This is a genomic window from Chryseobacterium lathyri (genome assembly GCF_003290185.1).
Classification (GTDB): Bacteria; Bacteroidota; Bacteroidia; order Flavobacteriales; family Weeksellaceae; genus Chryseobacterium; species Chryseobacterium lathyri.
In genome coordinates this window covers 317,722-332,324 of the sequence record NZ_QNFY01000006.1, presented here as the reverse complement: position 1 = coordinate 332,324, position 14,603 = coordinate 317,722, and the positions used below count along the sequence as shown (strand labels likewise).

15 protein-coding genes are annotated in these 14,603 nt (G+C 36.6%); 7 read left to right on the top strand and 8 right to left on the bottom strand.

Going from position 1 to position 14,603, the window contains the following annotated elements; translation table 11 throughout:
• Positions 1-133 precede the first annotated feature (133 nt).
• The gene (locus DRF61_RS10945) at positions 134-406 is read right to left on the bottom strand and encodes a hypothetical protein (RefSeq protein ID WP_111956880.1); all 273 of its coding nucleotides are present in this window, start codon (positions 404-406) and stop codon (positions 134-136) included.
• A gap of 435 nt (positions 407-841) precedes the next feature.
• Here DRF61_RS10945 and DRF61_RS10940 point away from each other — a divergent pair, with 435 nt between their 5' ends.
• Genes DRF61_RS10940 through DRF61_RS10930 form a run of 3 tightly spaced genes read left to right on the top strand, consistent with a single transcriptional unit; the run spans position 842 to position 2,852 of the window.
• The gene (locus DRF61_RS10940; RefSeq protein WP_111956878.1) at positions 842-2,017 is read left to right on the top strand and encodes a thioredoxin family protein; all 1,176 of its coding nucleotides are present in this window, start codon (positions 842-844) and stop codon (positions 2,015-2,017) included.
• Entirely contained in the window at positions 2,018-2,641 is a 624-nt protein-coding gene (locus DRF61_RS10935) for a DUF3575 domain-containing protein (protein ID WP_111956876.1), read from the top strand.
• A 4-nt stretch (positions 2,642-2,645) separates the two neighbouring features.
• Entirely contained in the window at positions 2,646-2,852 is a 207-nt protein-coding gene (locus DRF61_RS10930; protein WP_072921985.1) for a hypothetical protein, read from the top strand.
• A gap of 106 nt (positions 2,853-2,958) precedes the next feature.
• On the opposite strand, the gene DRF61_RS10925 is transcribed toward DRF61_RS10930, so the two are convergent.
• Positions 2,959-4,155 carry an exo-beta-N-acetylmuramidase NamZ family protein gene (locus DRF61_RS10925; RefSeq protein ID WP_111956920.1) on the bottom strand — a complete coding sequence of 399 codons (1,197 nt, stop codon included), beginning with the start codon at positions 4,153-4,155 and terminating at the stop codon, positions 2,959-2,961.
• Between the two features lie 4 nt (positions 4,156-4,159).
• Here DRF61_RS10925 and DRF61_RS10920 point away from each other — a divergent pair, with 4 nt between their 5' ends.
• Together DRF61_RS10920 and DRF61_RS10915 are read left to right on the top strand one after the other, a co-directional pair.
• Entirely contained in the window at positions 4,160-5,389 is a 1,230-nt protein-coding gene (locus tag DRF61_RS10920) for an ABC transporter permease (RefSeq protein ID WP_111956874.1), read from the top strand.
• A gap of 238 nt (positions 5,390-5,627) precedes the next feature.
• On the top strand, positions 5,628-6,611 hold the full coding sequence (locus DRF61_RS10915; RefSeq protein ID WP_111956872.1) for a PLP-dependent cysteine synthase family protein: 984 nt from the start codon (positions 5,628-5,630) through the stop codon (positions 6,609-6,611).
• A 68-nt stretch (positions 6,612-6,679) separates the two neighbouring features.
• Here the strand turns inward: DRF61_RS10915 and DRF61_RS10910 are convergent, their stop codons facing one another.
• Genes DRF61_RS10910 through DRF61_RS10900 form a run of 3 tightly spaced genes read right to left on the bottom strand, consistent with a single transcriptional unit; the run spans position 6,680 to position 8,472 of the window.
• Entirely contained in the window at positions 6,680-7,207 is a 528-nt protein-coding gene (locus DRF61_RS10910) for a hypothetical protein (protein WP_111956870.1), read from the bottom strand.
• A 44-nt stretch (positions 7,208-7,251) separates the two neighbouring features.
• On the bottom strand, positions 7,252-7,554 hold the full coding sequence (locus DRF61_RS10905) for a chaperone modulator CbpM (protein WP_111956868.1): 303 nt from the start codon (positions 7,552-7,554) through the stop codon (positions 7,252-7,254).
• A 3-nt stretch (positions 7,555-7,557) separates the two neighbouring features.
• Positions 7,558-8,472 (bottom strand): DnaJ C-terminal domain-containing protein, encoded by a 915-nt coding sequence (locus DRF61_RS10900; protein ID WP_111956866.1) that lies wholly within the window; start codon positions 8,470-8,472, stop codon positions 7,558-7,560.
• Between the two features lie 93 nt (positions 8,473-8,565).
• Between DRF61_RS10900 and DRF61_RS10895 the strand changes: the two genes are divergently transcribed.
• Entirely contained in the window at positions 8,566-9,765 is a 1,200-nt protein-coding gene (locus tag DRF61_RS10895; RefSeq protein ID WP_111956864.1) for a dicarboxylate/amino acid:cation symporter, read from the top strand.
• A gap of 202 nt (positions 9,766-9,967) precedes the next feature.
• Here DRF61_RS10895 and DRF61_RS10890 read toward each other — a convergent pair whose 3' ends face one another.
• Both DRF61_RS10890 and DRF61_RS10885 read right to left on the bottom strand, forming a co-directional pair.
• Positions 9,968-10,351 (bottom strand): DUF779 domain-containing protein, encoded by a 384-nt coding sequence (locus tag DRF61_RS10890; RefSeq protein WP_111956862.1) that lies wholly within the window; start codon positions 10,349-10,351, stop codon positions 9,968-9,970.
• A 433-nt stretch (positions 10,352-10,784) separates the two neighbouring features.
• Complete coding sequence (locus tag DRF61_RS10885; protein ID WP_111956860.1) at positions 10,785-12,314, bottom strand: aldehyde dehydrogenase family protein; 1,530 nt, start codon at positions 12,312-12,314, stop codon at positions 10,785-10,787.
• Between the two features lie 180 nt (positions 12,315-12,494).
• Here DRF61_RS10885 and DRF61_RS10880 point away from each other — a divergent pair, with 180 nt between their 5' ends.
• Positions 12,495-13,421 (top strand): helix-turn-helix domain-containing protein, encoded by a 927-nt coding sequence (locus tag DRF61_RS10880; protein ID WP_111956858.1) that lies wholly within the window; start codon positions 12,495-12,497, stop codon positions 13,419-13,421.
• A gap of 46 nt (positions 13,422-13,467) precedes the next feature.
• On the opposite strand, the gene DRF61_RS22905 is transcribed toward DRF61_RS10880, so the two are convergent.
• Complete coding sequence (locus tag DRF61_RS22905) at positions 13,468-14,526, bottom strand: hypothetical protein (RefSeq protein WP_228452629.1); 1,059 nt, start codon at positions 14,524-14,526, stop codon at positions 13,468-13,470.
• Positions 14,527-14,603 lie beyond the last annotated feature (77 nt).

Sequence of the window (14,603 nt, the reverse complement as noted above, 5' to 3'; positions counted from 1 at the left end):
ATATATAATTTAATAATTATCATTTTTAAATTGTTTTTATTAAACAATGCTCCTCCTGTCATAAACAGTCGAAGATAAAAACCCCACCTTGATTATTCCTTAAGCATACAATACAATTTTAGTTGGATTAATCCTATCCAATTTCAATTACTTGCCCTTGTTTAAGTTTCATTATTTCAAATAATAAATCTTCATCAATATAATTCATATCAAAAGTAAGAGCTAAATATGATTGATTCTCTATAACAGTTTCATTAACTATATTTATAGGTATCATTAAATCTTTTAATACTATTGTATTTATTTTGTAATTCTCTAGTTCAGAATCAGATTTAACATTTCCTGTAACAATTAATTTATTTCTAGTTTGTAATCTAAAAACACTTTTTATTAAGAAAGAATCCATTTTATTTTAATTTTTAGCATCTTATCAAAATTTTCTTTTATTTCATTGTATCTGGCTCCATAATAGTAAAGATCTGTTTCGCTGTCTAATTCCTTCGCATTAAACTTATATGGATCGACATAGGCTGTTGGTTCCTAATTTATTTAACTAATTATTAAAAATAATTCAATCTCAAAAATTAGGACGACAGATAATAATCATTGGAAATTACTGATCATATTCCATAACTATTTATCCAAGAAAATTACAAATCTTAGTTTAGTAAAGAAGCTTTAATAACAAGTTCATAATTTTGAAAGTAATTACAGGTTAAACCAATCATTTTATTTAAGGCCTGTAACAGTCTTAAAGTTCGTTAATATAGAGCATACTAAGTCAAATTCATCCTCTATTTTTTGGAAAATAACTATCTTCGCCTACAAATCTAATTTGAAAATGAAGAAGATCATCTCCGGGGTATTTGTTTTCTGCTCTGTTGTTATACTGGCTCAGGAAGCCATACAGTTCCAGGAACTACCTTTCAAAGACATTATAGCAAAGGCAAAAAAGGAAAAGAAACTTGTTTTCATCGATGCTTATGCTTCCTGGTGTGGACCGTGCAAGATGATGGAGAAAAATGTATTTACCCAGAAGCCTGTAGGAGATTATTTCAATACCAACTTCGTCAATGCCAGATTCGATATGGAAAAAGGTGAAGGAAGGGAAATTGCCGCCAAATATGGTGTACGCTCCTATCCTACTTATCTTTTCCTGAATGGTGAAGGTGAGCTGGTTTCTCAGAATTCCGGTTATATGGAGCAAAGCATGTTTGTGGCCATGGCTCAGGATATTAATTCTGCAGGTAATAAAAAAGGTTCTTTAAAAGAACGTTTTGCCAATGGAGAGAAAGACCCGGAATTCCTGATCAACATTATGAAACTGAACTCCTCCTCAGATTACGATTTTGCTAAAAAAGCTTCCGAACGGTATTTTGAAAACAAAAAGAAAACAGAAGAAATTTCTAAAGAGGAAATAGGTTTCCTGTTATTTTTTGTAAAGTCAACGGAAGACAGTAACTATAGTACGTTTACATCAAGAAAGGCTGAAATTATTAAATATCTGCCGGAAGAAACTTACAATGAATTTGACAATCAGCTGAAGCTTTCAAAAATTGTAGAACAATCTATTGATGATAAAAATAAAAGGATCAACGACGAATATTTCATGAAAACGGCTGAACCGTTAGTAGGAAAACAGCTCGCACAATCCAAACTGAACCAGACGAAACTCAGCTATTATGAGCAGAATGCCAATTTCCCTGAATTCGAAAAAGCAGCTTTGGAATATTATAAAAACTCCGATGCATTTGAGCCTAATGAACTGCTGAGAGCAGCGTGGGTATTTAGTGATCACATCAAAAATCCAGCATCACTAAAGAAAGCCTCGGAATGGGCAGAAAAATCTGTAATGCGTGGCGAAACATCGGAAAACACTTACATTCTTGCCAAGCTTTATTTTCTTACAGGGAATAAAGAAATGGCCAAAAGCTACGCAGAAATGTCTAAACATATGGCCGTTCAGACCAATAAAGACTCCAAACTCGCAGAAGAATTATTGAAACAAATAAAATAAATGCTAAAACACAAATTTCTTACCGCATCTATCACACTTCTGTCTGCTGCAATGTTGACAGCCCAGGAACAAGAACAGGAAAAAAGTCTATATATCAAAGGAAATGCACTTCTGGCTCCAATTGGACTCATCAATATTGGTCTGGAAAAGCAACTGACGTCAAAGTTTACGATGCAGGGCGACGTTCTGGTATCTCCCTGGAAGTCTTTTGCAGGACATGAATTTCAGTATTATTCTGTTTCTCTGGAAGGAAGATATTATTTCAATGAAGCATTTAGCCATTGGTATGTAGGAGCTAATATTGCAACCTCAGCATTTGTACTTCAAAAATGGAATTATTGGAAGGATGTTGCCTATATAAATGACCAAAATGAAGTATTTGTTAAATCTAATCTATATCAAAAAGGAATTTCATTTTTAGTTGGCGTTACCGGAGGATATCAATTTAAAGTATCTGACCGATGGAATATTGATGTATATGCAACTATTGGCTCATCTACAGATTTCTACAAGGGATATGACCGTACCACCGGACAGCGGTATGAATCAGCCAAAAAATTTAATAAAAGCGGAGAAATCCTTCCCTACAGAGGAGGTGTCATGATTTCTTATAAACTAAAATAACAGCATGAAACTGTTCGGAAAAAATCATATTATTATTTCAGTGATCACTTTTGTGATCCTTTTTTTAATGAATTATATCGGAAATGACCTGCCCGACAAGTTGGAAAGAGCATTGATGACAGCTTTTGCCGGAGTTATAGGATTATCACTTGGGCTTTTCATCCTAAATAAAGGTAAGAACGATAAAAACCCTCCACAGAATTTTGATTGATATCAAAGTGAATGGTCAATTGTGAATTTGGCTTTGCCAGTAAATTTTATGATCTATAGGTTCACAATTGACAAGGCAAAGCCAAATTCACAATTGACTTTTAAACTCAGTCTTTGTAAACAATATACTTACGGCGGATCTTTTCGAATTTCTCCAGATCACTTTTCCATGAAGCTTTGATTTCCTGAATTGATTTTCCGGCTACGATCTGTTTTCTGAATTCATCTGTTCCGGCCAGCTTATCGAAGAACAAATTCTCCAGGAAGAAGTTCTGCTTTGGATTCTTATAGCCTTTATAAGATTTAATCAGCCATTCAAGATTTAGTTCTCTAAGATCTTTCGGATAGGCTGAAAGATCTTCACCGTAACACAATTTTCCATTTAGAAAAGGATCTTTTGCTCCAAAATTAGGTTTTGGCGTAAACTGATAAGGAAATCCCTGCGTCCATGGAGAACCATAGACCTGAAATGGCAGATCAGTACCTCTTCCTACAGAAACCTGAGTTCCCTCAAAAAAACATAAGCTCGGATATAGATTGATAGATTTATCATTAGGCAGATTCGGGGAAGGCTTATCTAAAATCGGGTAACGTTTATTTTTATGGTAATTTTTCATAGGGATCAGGGTATATTTTGCCTGAACTCCATTTTTCAGCCACTTTTCGCCATTCACCATTTTCCCGTACTCTCCTATCGTTAATCCATAGACTACAGGAACTTCATGCATTCCTACAAAACTTGACCATTTTTTTTTCAAAACAGGTCCGTCTGTATAACCATCATGTGGGTTCGGACGGTCCAGCACCATTATTTCTACATTATTTTCGGCTCCAGCTTCCATCAGATAGGCTAAAGTTGAAATATAGGTATAGAACCTGACACCAACGTCCTGGATATCAAAAACAACAATATCAATTCCTTTTAACTGCTCCGGTTTTGGCTTTTTGTTGTTTCCATATAAAGAAATAATCGGAATTCCTGTTTTGGTATCCACTCCGTTCTTTACTTTTTCGCCTGCATCTGCATCTCCTCTGAAACCATGTTCAGGAGCGAAAATCGCCTTAATCTTGATATTATTTTTTACCAGAAAATCTACGACATGGTTTTTATCACTCATCAGTCCGGTCTGGTTGGTGACCACTCCGATGGTTTTATTTTTCAGCAGAGGAAGATAAAGCTCAGATTGATCTGCTCCGGTTTTGAAATCCGGCTGATCTTGAACCTGAGAATAATATTGGTTGAATACACCTAAAAAAATTAGGCAAATAAGAAGTAAATTTTTAATTTTGAAATCTAAATTCATAAGCTTGAAATTTCCTTTATATTTCTCTAGAAAAATAGCGTTTTCCAAAGATAACAAAAATAACCTTTCAAGAGTTATCATCTTCATCGGCAGGCTTTCTGTAGCTTTGGGGATCATTGTTTCTTTGATTACCGTATCTACGGGCTTCGGCTCAAAGAAAGCCATCAAAGAGAGGCTGGCAGATTTCAGCGGACACATTACAGTACGGTCTACAAGATCTAATTCTTCTTACAATACCTCTGTTCTTGACAATCAGGGACTGAACATTCAGAAAATTAAAAATCTTCCGGATGTAGAAAGTGTTCAGAAGTATGCAACAGTAACGGGAATTATGCGTAATGAGCATAATTTTTCAGGCATTATATTTAAAGGAATTGGAAAGGATTTTGACAGTCTGAGGTTCAAAAAATTCCTGGTTGCCGGTACTACTCCTAAAGTAACAGAGAATGGCTTTAACAATGATGTAACTATTTCACAGAAGATTGCTAATGATCTTCACCTAAAAGTAAATGACAGCATTGTTACCGTATTTTCAAAAGCCGATCAAAAGCCGATCTACCGTAAATTCAGGGTGATAGGAATTTATAAAACTGATATTAAAATGATTGACGAGCAATTCGTCATCGGGGGAATCAATCATGTAAGAAAAATTCAGGAAATGAAGCCTGATGAAATAGGTGGTCTTGATATATTCTTTAAAAATGTAAATGACATCGACAAAGATTTTCCGGAAATTGAAAAACTGATCGGCTATAAAAACTATGCTGAAAAAGCAACGGAAAAATTTCCGCAGATCAATGACTGGATCAGTATTTTCGACACCAATATTGCCCTGATTATCATCATTATGCTAATTGTGGTTGTTATTAACATTATTATGGTTCTTTTAATTCTGATCATTGAAAGAACTAATTCTATCGGCCTTCTAAAAACGCTGGGGGCAAGCAATTCACAGATAAGAGCTACGTTCATCAATTATACACTGATCATCATGATCCCGGGGCTTCTGTATGGTAATGCCATAGGTCTGGGTTTGATTCTGATTCAGAAATTCTTCGGCATCATTAAACTTAATCCTGAGAACTATTATGTAAGTACGGTTCCGGTAGATCTTAATCCTGTTGCCATTATATCTATTTCACTAGGAATTTTGCTTATTTCCGGGCTAGCTTTGATCGTTCCGAGTTACCTGATCAGCAAGATATCTCCGGTGAAGGCAATTAAGTATAATTAAAAGTGAAATGTGAAGGAGTCCATTGTCAATGACAAAACAGTGATCAATTCTATTTATTAAAAAAATTCACCATTTGCGATTCACCATTCACTTTATACAATTACAATTATTAATGAACAGAATGCAATTACCCCATTTCAACGACCTGAGTAAAAATTCATTATTAACAATTCACCATTCACATAAATCACACGGCTAATTTTTAAAGCCTTATCTTTGTACCGCTTATAAAACATTTATGAAATACGCAAAAAACATTCTTGAAACGATAGGAAACACCCCTCTTGTGAAACTTAATAAAGTATTGGGAGAAGATTTTCCTGCTCTGGTTTTAGCAAAAGTAGAGACATTCAATCCTGGGAATTCTGTAAAGGACAGAATGGCCCTTAAAATGATAGAAGATGCCGAAAAAGACGGCAGATTAAAACCTGGAGGAACCATTATTGAAGGAACTTCCGGAAATACGGGAATGGGGCTGGCTCTTGCTGCCATCATCAAAGGCTACAAATGTATTTTTGTAACCAATTCCAAACAGTCAAAAGAGAAATGCGACATCCTTCGTGCTGTAGGAGCAGAAGTGATTGTATGCCCTACGGATGTGAAGCCTACAGATCCGCGTTCTTATTATTCAGTTTCCAAAAGACTGGCAAAAGAAACAGAAAACGGATGGTACGTGAATCAATACGATAATTTATCGAACAGAGCTGCTCATTATGAATCCACTGCTCCTGAAATCTGGGAACAGACAGACGGGAAGCTTACACATTTTGTAGCAGGTGCCGGAACAGGAGGTACTGTTACAGGTTGCGGAACATTTTTCAAAGAGAAAAATCCGAACATCAAAGTAATTGGTGTCGATACATATGGTTCTATTCTGAAAGAATTCCACGAGACGGGTGAGCTTCATTATGATCATGCCTATACGTATATCACAGAAGGAATCGGGGAAGATATTATTCCTGAGAATTACGATATGTCTGTTATTGATCATTTTGAAAAAGTAACGGATAAGGACGGTGCCATCTATGCGAGAAAACTGGCTAAGGAAGAAGGAATTTTCTGTGGATATTCTGCAGGAAGTGCAATTGCTTCTCTGATCCAGATGAAAGACCAGTTCACTAAAGATGATGTAATTGTTGTTCTTCTTCACGACCACGGTTCAAGATATGTAGGAAAAGTCTACAATGACGAGTGGATGAAGGAAATGGGCTGGTTGGATTAATCAAAAACGAAGAAGGTAAATTTACCTTTATATAAATAAAAAATCAGAGCGTTTTGCTCTGATTTTTTTTATTGTTTGATATTTTTCTTTATAGTTTGTTTTAAGCTACTGTAATCTCCTTTACTCATTGATTTTTCGGGAAACATGTAATTATATTTTCCTTCCAATGCAATAAATGAATTATTTATATCATATACTTTGAAATCTTCCCACTTGCTTAGCTCTTCCTGATGATTAAGATTAACGTTAAAAATATCATCATTAAAACGGATCTCATAGATTTCAGAATCTTCCAGAGATTTCAGATAACGGTTAACCTCTTTTTTCCACCGGGAAACCTTGTTGATGCTTAAAGAAAGATAAACCGTACAAAGCAGGAACAAAAAGCTCACGAAATATAGAATCCCAAACTTTTCTTTGCTTAAATCATCTTTAAAACAAAACAGAATTAACAGAATTAATCCTACAACTGCCGTAGTAACGGTTTTTCCTTTGGTAGTCTGTGAAAAAAACAAACTTCCCTGGTTACCGCTGAAATAAATTTCCTCGAAATCCTTTCTGTTTACATTTAATTTAATGATTTTCTCTCCATTCATTTCTCAGAAATATTTAATTTGTTTTTAAAGATTACAAAACTAAATCAAATATCTTCATATTGGTCACTTATTGCAGAAAGTTTATTCAGTAAATCACGATTTTTTCTCTTCAAATCTTCCATTTTCCGAAGCATATCATGAATAACTTCCAGACCGGGAAGATTAATTTCCAGATCATAATGCCAGTTGGTAAACCTTTCAAAAACAGGCAGGTCTTCATACAGTAAATACCGGACATCATTCTCTGTTTCTACATGCAGTAAACCCTCGTCTACCAATTCATCAAAAAAAGTGATCTCTATATTGTATATTTTTACGAGTTCTTCCCGTGATATTCTTTCATTCATGGCTTAGGAATTTTTAAGTTGTTCAAAAAGTTCTTTCTGCTTGTCTGTCAGATGGGTCGGCAGCTTCACCTCATACGTCACAAAAAGATCTCCGGCCTGCCCTTCTTTCTTATACACCGGAAAACCTTTTCCCTTCAGCCTTACCGTTGTTCCGTTCTGTGTTTCCGGCTTCACTTTAAGGTTAACGCTTCCGTCGAGTGTAGTCACTTTTACGTCGCCTCCTAAAACAGCGGTATACAGATCTATTGAAACCTTGGTTTTCAGATCATCTCCTATTCTTTCAAAATTAGGATCTACGGGGATATTGAAAGTAATATACAGGTCTCCGTTTGGACCACCATTAAAACCCGGGTTTCCGTGCCCTTTCAGTTTGATCTGCTGTCCGTCATATACCCCCGCCGGAATCGTAATTCTTACTTTTTTACCGTTGATATCAAAAGTCTGCGGATGAGTCTGGGCAGCATCTTTTAAACTTAAATTTAATTCAGCATGAACATCCTGTCCCTTGAATTTTCCTGAAGAACTTCCCCTTGAGCTTCTTCCAAAACCACCACCGGCACCACCAAACATACTTTGGAAAAAATCTGAAAAATCTTCTCCCTCACCGAAATCAGCACCGGAAAATCCACCGTCGCCATAGTTCTGCTGCTGATACTGTCGTTGCTGTTGCTGAGCTTTTTCATACTCTTCCCCGTGTTTCCAGTTTTCCCCATACTTATCATATTTGGTACGGTTTTCAGGATTACTGAGAACTTCATTGGCTTCATTCAGTTCTTTGAATTTCTTTTCAGCTTCTTTGTCACCCGGATTGAGATCAGGATGAAGCTTTCTCGCCAGTTTACGGTAAGCTTTTTTAATGTCATCCTGTGTTGCGCTTTTATCTACGCCTAAAATTTTATAGTAATCTATATAAGCCATAGAAACGATATTTACTCAAATTTATGAAATTTAAGCCTGAAAATTATATAAGAGAGTGTTAAAAATAAACCTATCTTTGATAAAAAGCATTGAATGAAAGAGGTACTGAACAACTACTCGGGAATTATACTTTTACTCTTAGGAATTGTTGCAGGAAGCATTATAGGTATTACTGCTCCCAATATTGTGGAATATGTTAAACCTTTGGGAGATATCTTTCTGAACCTCCTTTTTGTGAGTGTAGTACCGTTGGTATTCTTCGCTGTTTCCAATTCTATTGCGTCGCTGGAACAGCAGTCTAAATTTGGAAGAATTATTTTAGTAATGTCTTTTACTTTTCTGTTTTTTATTTTGACAGCAGCCATTTTTACGATTTGTGTCGTTTATGTATTTCCAGTTTCCGGGATTTCCGGCAGTTCTGAAATCATTTCTGAAACGGTTAGTGAAGACAGTTGGGGAAACAGGATCGTAAGCTTTTTTACTGTTGGAGAATTTACCCAGCTTTTTTCAAGACAAAATATGCTGGCTCTTCTTATTTTTGCTTTTATGACCGGATTTGCAGCCCGCAAGGCCGGAGAAAAAGGACAGCCATTCAGGGTTTTTATCGCTTCCGGATATGAGGTAATGAAAGAGCTTCTTTTATTGATCATGAAGCTTGCGCCTATTGGTCTTGGAGCTTATTTTGCCTATCAGGTAGCCACTTTGGGGCCTCAGCTTTTTGGCTTTTATGCTAAACCTTTAGGACTTTATTATATTGCAGGAATCGTTTATTTCTTTGTCTTTTTTTCTCTGTATGCTTTTATGGCGAACGGGCAAAAGGGGATCAAAAGTTTCTGGACAAATGCAGTCTACCCTACTCTAACTGCTCTGAGTACCTGCAGCAGTTTTGCGACCATGCCGGCGAATCTTCAGGCTGCCTCGAAAATAGGTATTCCGAATTCCATTGCCAACCTGGTTATTCCAATTGGAACCACATTGCATAAGAACGGATCTTCCATGTCATCCATTATCAAGATATATGTTGCTTTTCTGATCATTGGGAAAGACTTTTTTGACCCTGCAAATTTATTGCTGGCACTAGGAATCACTGTTTTTGTAAGCATTGTAGCCGGTGGAATTCCGAACGGCGGGTATATCGGTGAAATGCTGATGATTTCGGTTTATAAACTGCCACAGGAAGCTATTCCGGCTGTGATGATTATTGGGACGCTGGTGGATCCTTTAGCTACGGTTCTTAATGCTGTGGGAGATATAGTCGCTGCTATGTTTGTGAACCGGTTTGTCAAGGTCTGATGGGATAAAGAGAAAAAGAATAAAGAACAAAGAGAAAAGAATAAAGAGCAGATATAATACATATTTATACGATTGGTTCAAATCTATACTTATAAATCCTCTTGATCTGCGATAGTTTAAATAATTATTTTCTGAGTGATTAAGTTGATCTGATATGTCTTCTCTAGCCGATTGTTTCAAAGGTCAGTTGATAGTCAATATTCTATTCGCTACGTTTTACTGGTTCCAGATGTTCATATTCTTCTTTGGTGAAAAGTCTGTACTGGACTTTGAATGTCTTGCCTAAAGGAGTTTCCAGAGAAAAACCTCCCGGACCGAATCCATCTGTGACATCCAGTGTAAAGTGGGAATATTTCCAATATTCAAATAAATCGCGGTCTATCCAGAATTCATGACCGTTGATGGTTCCTATCATAGCATCATTCATTCTCGGAAAAAATCCGCCTTTCTCAAAGCATTGTGGCTGAGTGCCTTCACAGCATCCGCCGGCCTGATAAAACATCAGGGGGCCGTATTTATCTTCCAGTTGATAAATAACATCAAGCGCTTTTTCTGTTGCTGATAATCTGGATATTGTCGCTTCCATTTCTTTCTTTTTAAACGAGTTGTTTCTATTAAGGTACGAAAGATTAATTGATGAACTCTTTCTCTTAATATATTTTTTAATCGCAAAGGCGCAAAAGTTTTTATCTCATGCTGTTTTAAGACACAAAGATTTTATCTATGATACAATTGTATACTGCTGTCATTTTGAACAATTTTACATGTCAAATCGTAAAAATTATCATCAGCATATGGTCCTCTGCTTTACCTCAGATCTCTGATTTTATTATGTATTAAAATGCAAACTGTAATTCCAAAATAATGGCTAAGTTTTCGCGTGAGGGATTGGAAGGGCGGCGAGGAACGAGCCGGTGCGGAATGAAATGGAGCACCGAAACGAAGTGAAGCCCTGGAAAAGCCCGACCGTTTTGCCCCGGCTCTGCCGGGGCAAACGGGCACGCCCTAATATTTAAAAATTAAAAGAAACCTAATTTGTTTTTGTTGTAGGAGATCAGCATATTTTTGGTCTGACGGTAGTGGTCAAGCATCATTTTATGATTTTCTCTACCGATTCCCGACTGCTTATACCCTCCAAAAGGCGCTCCTGCAGGATAGGAATGATACTGATTCACCCAAACTCTTCCTGCCTGGATCTGGCGCGGAACATTGTACAGCTGGTGTGCATCTCTTGTCCAAACTCCTGCTCCAAGACCATAGATGGTATCATTGGCGATTTTCACAGCTTCTTCTTCATCTTTGAAAGTCGTAAATGCCAGCACAGGACCAAAGATCTCTTCCTGGAAGATTCTCATCCTGTTGTTTCCTTTGAAAATGGTAGGCTGGATATAGAATCCATCTTCTAAGTTTTCTCCTACATTGTTTACGTCACCACCTACAAGAACCTCAGCTCCTTCTTCTTTTCCTAACTGAATGTAAGACAATATTTTATCTTTCTGGATCTGGGAAGCCTGGGCACCCATCATCACGGTTTTATCAAGCGGATTTCCTACTTTGATCGCTTTTACTCTTTCGATTACTTTTGCAATGAATGCGTCTGCAATATCTTCCTGTACCAACAGTCTTGAAGGACAGGTACAAATCTCTCCCTGATTAAGGGCAAAAAGAACAGCTCCCTCAATTGCTTTATCCAAAAATTCATCATCAGCATCCATTACGGAACTGAAGAAAACGTTTGGAGATTTTCCGCCTAGCTCAAGGGTTACCGGAATAATATTTTCTGTAGCATACTGCATGACAAGACGTCCTGTAGCTGTAGAACCTGTGAATGCTGCTTTTGAAACTTTAGGATTAGTCACTAAGGCTCTTCCCAGCTCCGCTCCGAAACCGTTGACAATATTAATAACACCTGCAGGCAGCAAATCGCCTATAATTTCCATTAAAACCAAGATGGAAACCGGAGTACTTTCAGCGGGCTTTAATACAACACAGTTCCCTGCAGCTAAAGCCGGGGCCAATTTCCATACGGCCATCAATATTGGGAAATTCCAAGGGATGATCTGGGCAATTACTCCCAACGGTTCGTGAACGATCAACGAAACAGTGTCCTTATCCAGTTCGTTGTGAGAACCTTCGTCTGCACGGATCACGGAAGCAAAATATCTGAAATGGTCTATGGCAAGAGGTAAATCGGCAGCCAGCGTTTCTCTTACCGCTTTCCCGTTGTCGATGGTTTCAACAATGGCAAGGTATTCAAGGTTCTGCTCGATCCTGTCTGCAATTTTGTTTAATATAACGCTTCTTTCTGTAGATGAAGTGTTTTTCCAGGTTTGGAACGCTTTGTCTGCGGCATTTACGGCCAGCTCCAAATCTTCTTTGGAAGAGTGTGCTACTTGGGTAAAGTTTTTACCATTCACCGGAGAAACTACATTGAAATACTGTCCGTTTACCGGAGGTGTAAATTTACCATCAATGTAATTATCATATTTGTTTTTGAATTCAGGCCACTGAAAAGCGGTTTCTGATTTCGGTTCTGTCATAGTGCTCATATTAATGTAATTTTATTTTTTTCGTAATACCAAATTACATTTCCAGATGAAAAAGTGATAGCACAATCGTGTAAAAAAATATCACAATAGTGCAGATGGTTAATTTTATAATTTTATTAACAACAGTCTAGGACTAAAATTTATATATTTGAGTAATTGGGTCTTACAAAATGTTTAGAAATGAATAACAATAATAAATTTTTATTAAATACTCCTGAATTAAAGAAGGAGAGCCAGTTATTGAACCTTGTTGAAAACCAGACAAAATTCAATCTAAACAACTGTGAATTTAACATTTATGAAACCCACAAAACAGCTTTCGGTGTGAAACTTCACTTTGAAAACATCGCATTTACAGCAATGCTAAGGGGCAAAAAGCATATGAAGCTGGATAATAAAACAAATTATTTTGATTATTTTCCCGGTGAAAGCATTCTCGTTGCACCCGGTGAAACCATGGTCATTGATTTTCCTGAGGCAGACGAATCTCCTACCCAATGTATTTCTTTAAGTCTTAATCCTGAATTTATAGAGAATTCGCTTAATTATTTAAATTACAGTCTTCCCAAAGTGGATGAAACTTCCCAATGGAATATCAAGCTGGATGAATTTTTCCTGTTTAATAACAAATCCTTAGCGTCTGCTACCAACAATATCATGAGGATTGCAATGGACGACAATTCCCAGAAGGATATCATGGCAGATTTTGCTTTGAAAGAACTTTTGATCAGGCTTATGCAGACGCAAGCCAGAAGCATGGTTGAAAAAAATATTGCTAAAAATAAATCCAGGATAGGTTTTGCCGTTGATTATATCCGTAAAAACCTGCATCAGAAGCTATCTATCGACAGTATGGCAAAATTGGCTTATGTAAGCAAGTCCAATTTCTTTAAAATGTTCAAAGATGAGCTGGGAACTTCTCCCAACGATTTTATCCTGCAGGAAAGGATCAACAGAGCAAAGGAGTTACTCGCTGGGCAGAACAGCATTAAGGAAACCGCCTATCAGACAGGATTCTCGGATACAAATTATTTTACTAGAGTTTTCAAGCATCTGGTAGGTGTTACACCGAAAAGTTATCAAAATGAAAAAGTATTTTTTGAATAAACCAAAAAGAGCAGATTCTTCTGCTCTTTTTTATTTTCTAAATCATTTATTGTTTCTCTAAAATCTGCTCTAACTGCTTTTCCAATTTATTAATTTTTTCGGATTGAGATTTTAAAGTTTGATTTTCTTCCTGGAGTTTTTTGATTTGCTTATTCTGCTCTATGGAATAAAGGGTAAGCTCCTCTATCTTTTGTAAAAGTTTGATCTGAAATTCACCAACATTTACACCCTCCTGCTCCATAACTTTAGCAGAAGCTATTTCCGGCAAATGCTTATTTTCTTTAATATGCTTTTCAACATCTTCTAATTTCGGAAGATCATAGTCTTTTTCAAATACGAAGTCAGCAGTCGGCGTAAGTGTTACTTTTACTTCTTTCGCTTCTAATTTCCCTTGAAGGGCTGCATTTCCGTTAGCTTTTAAAGTAAGAACCTCAATTCCTGGAGACCCGTTATATCCAACAAAAAAACGGTGCTGCCCCTGGGAAAAATAATCTAAACTTGCAGTGCTTATTCCAAAACCAAAGTAATTATTTGAACCTCCTGACCAAAGTGTAATCTTATTAGGAAAAGTTGACGGATCAGAGTAATTAGTTCCTAAATCTAATTTAGAAACTGGACTTGAAGTACCTATTCCCACATTCCCATTTGGCGTAAACCTTACTTTTTCGTCACCATTAAATCTAAATCCAAGCCCAATAATATTATCCGTATCCCCTCTGATAATTCCCATATCTGCATGATTATTATACCATGTAAACATAAGAGAAGAAACCAATGTATTAATAGGGTTTTGCGTTGTGGAAGGCTGAAAGAATCTAATCCCTTTTTGTTCGTTTCCAAAATTAACATCGAATTTAGCCTGAGGAGTTGAAGTCCCAATTCCAATATTCCCATTTTCTAATAATTGAAGACCTACTCCTGTAGAGGTCCGAAGCCTTATCCCGCCATACCAATTAATATCTAAGCCAGAAGAACCTGTCACGGGATAACTCCCTAAATAAAAATTTACAGGATCCCCATGACCATATAATTTACTGAATGCGATATCTTGAGAGAATAGTAGTCCACAGATAACCAGACCAAGAACTGATAATGTTTTTTTCATAAAATATTGTGTTTAAAAATTATTAACTACTCCTATTAAACCTAAAGAGCTCAATAAAGTGAGCAAATTTAACTATT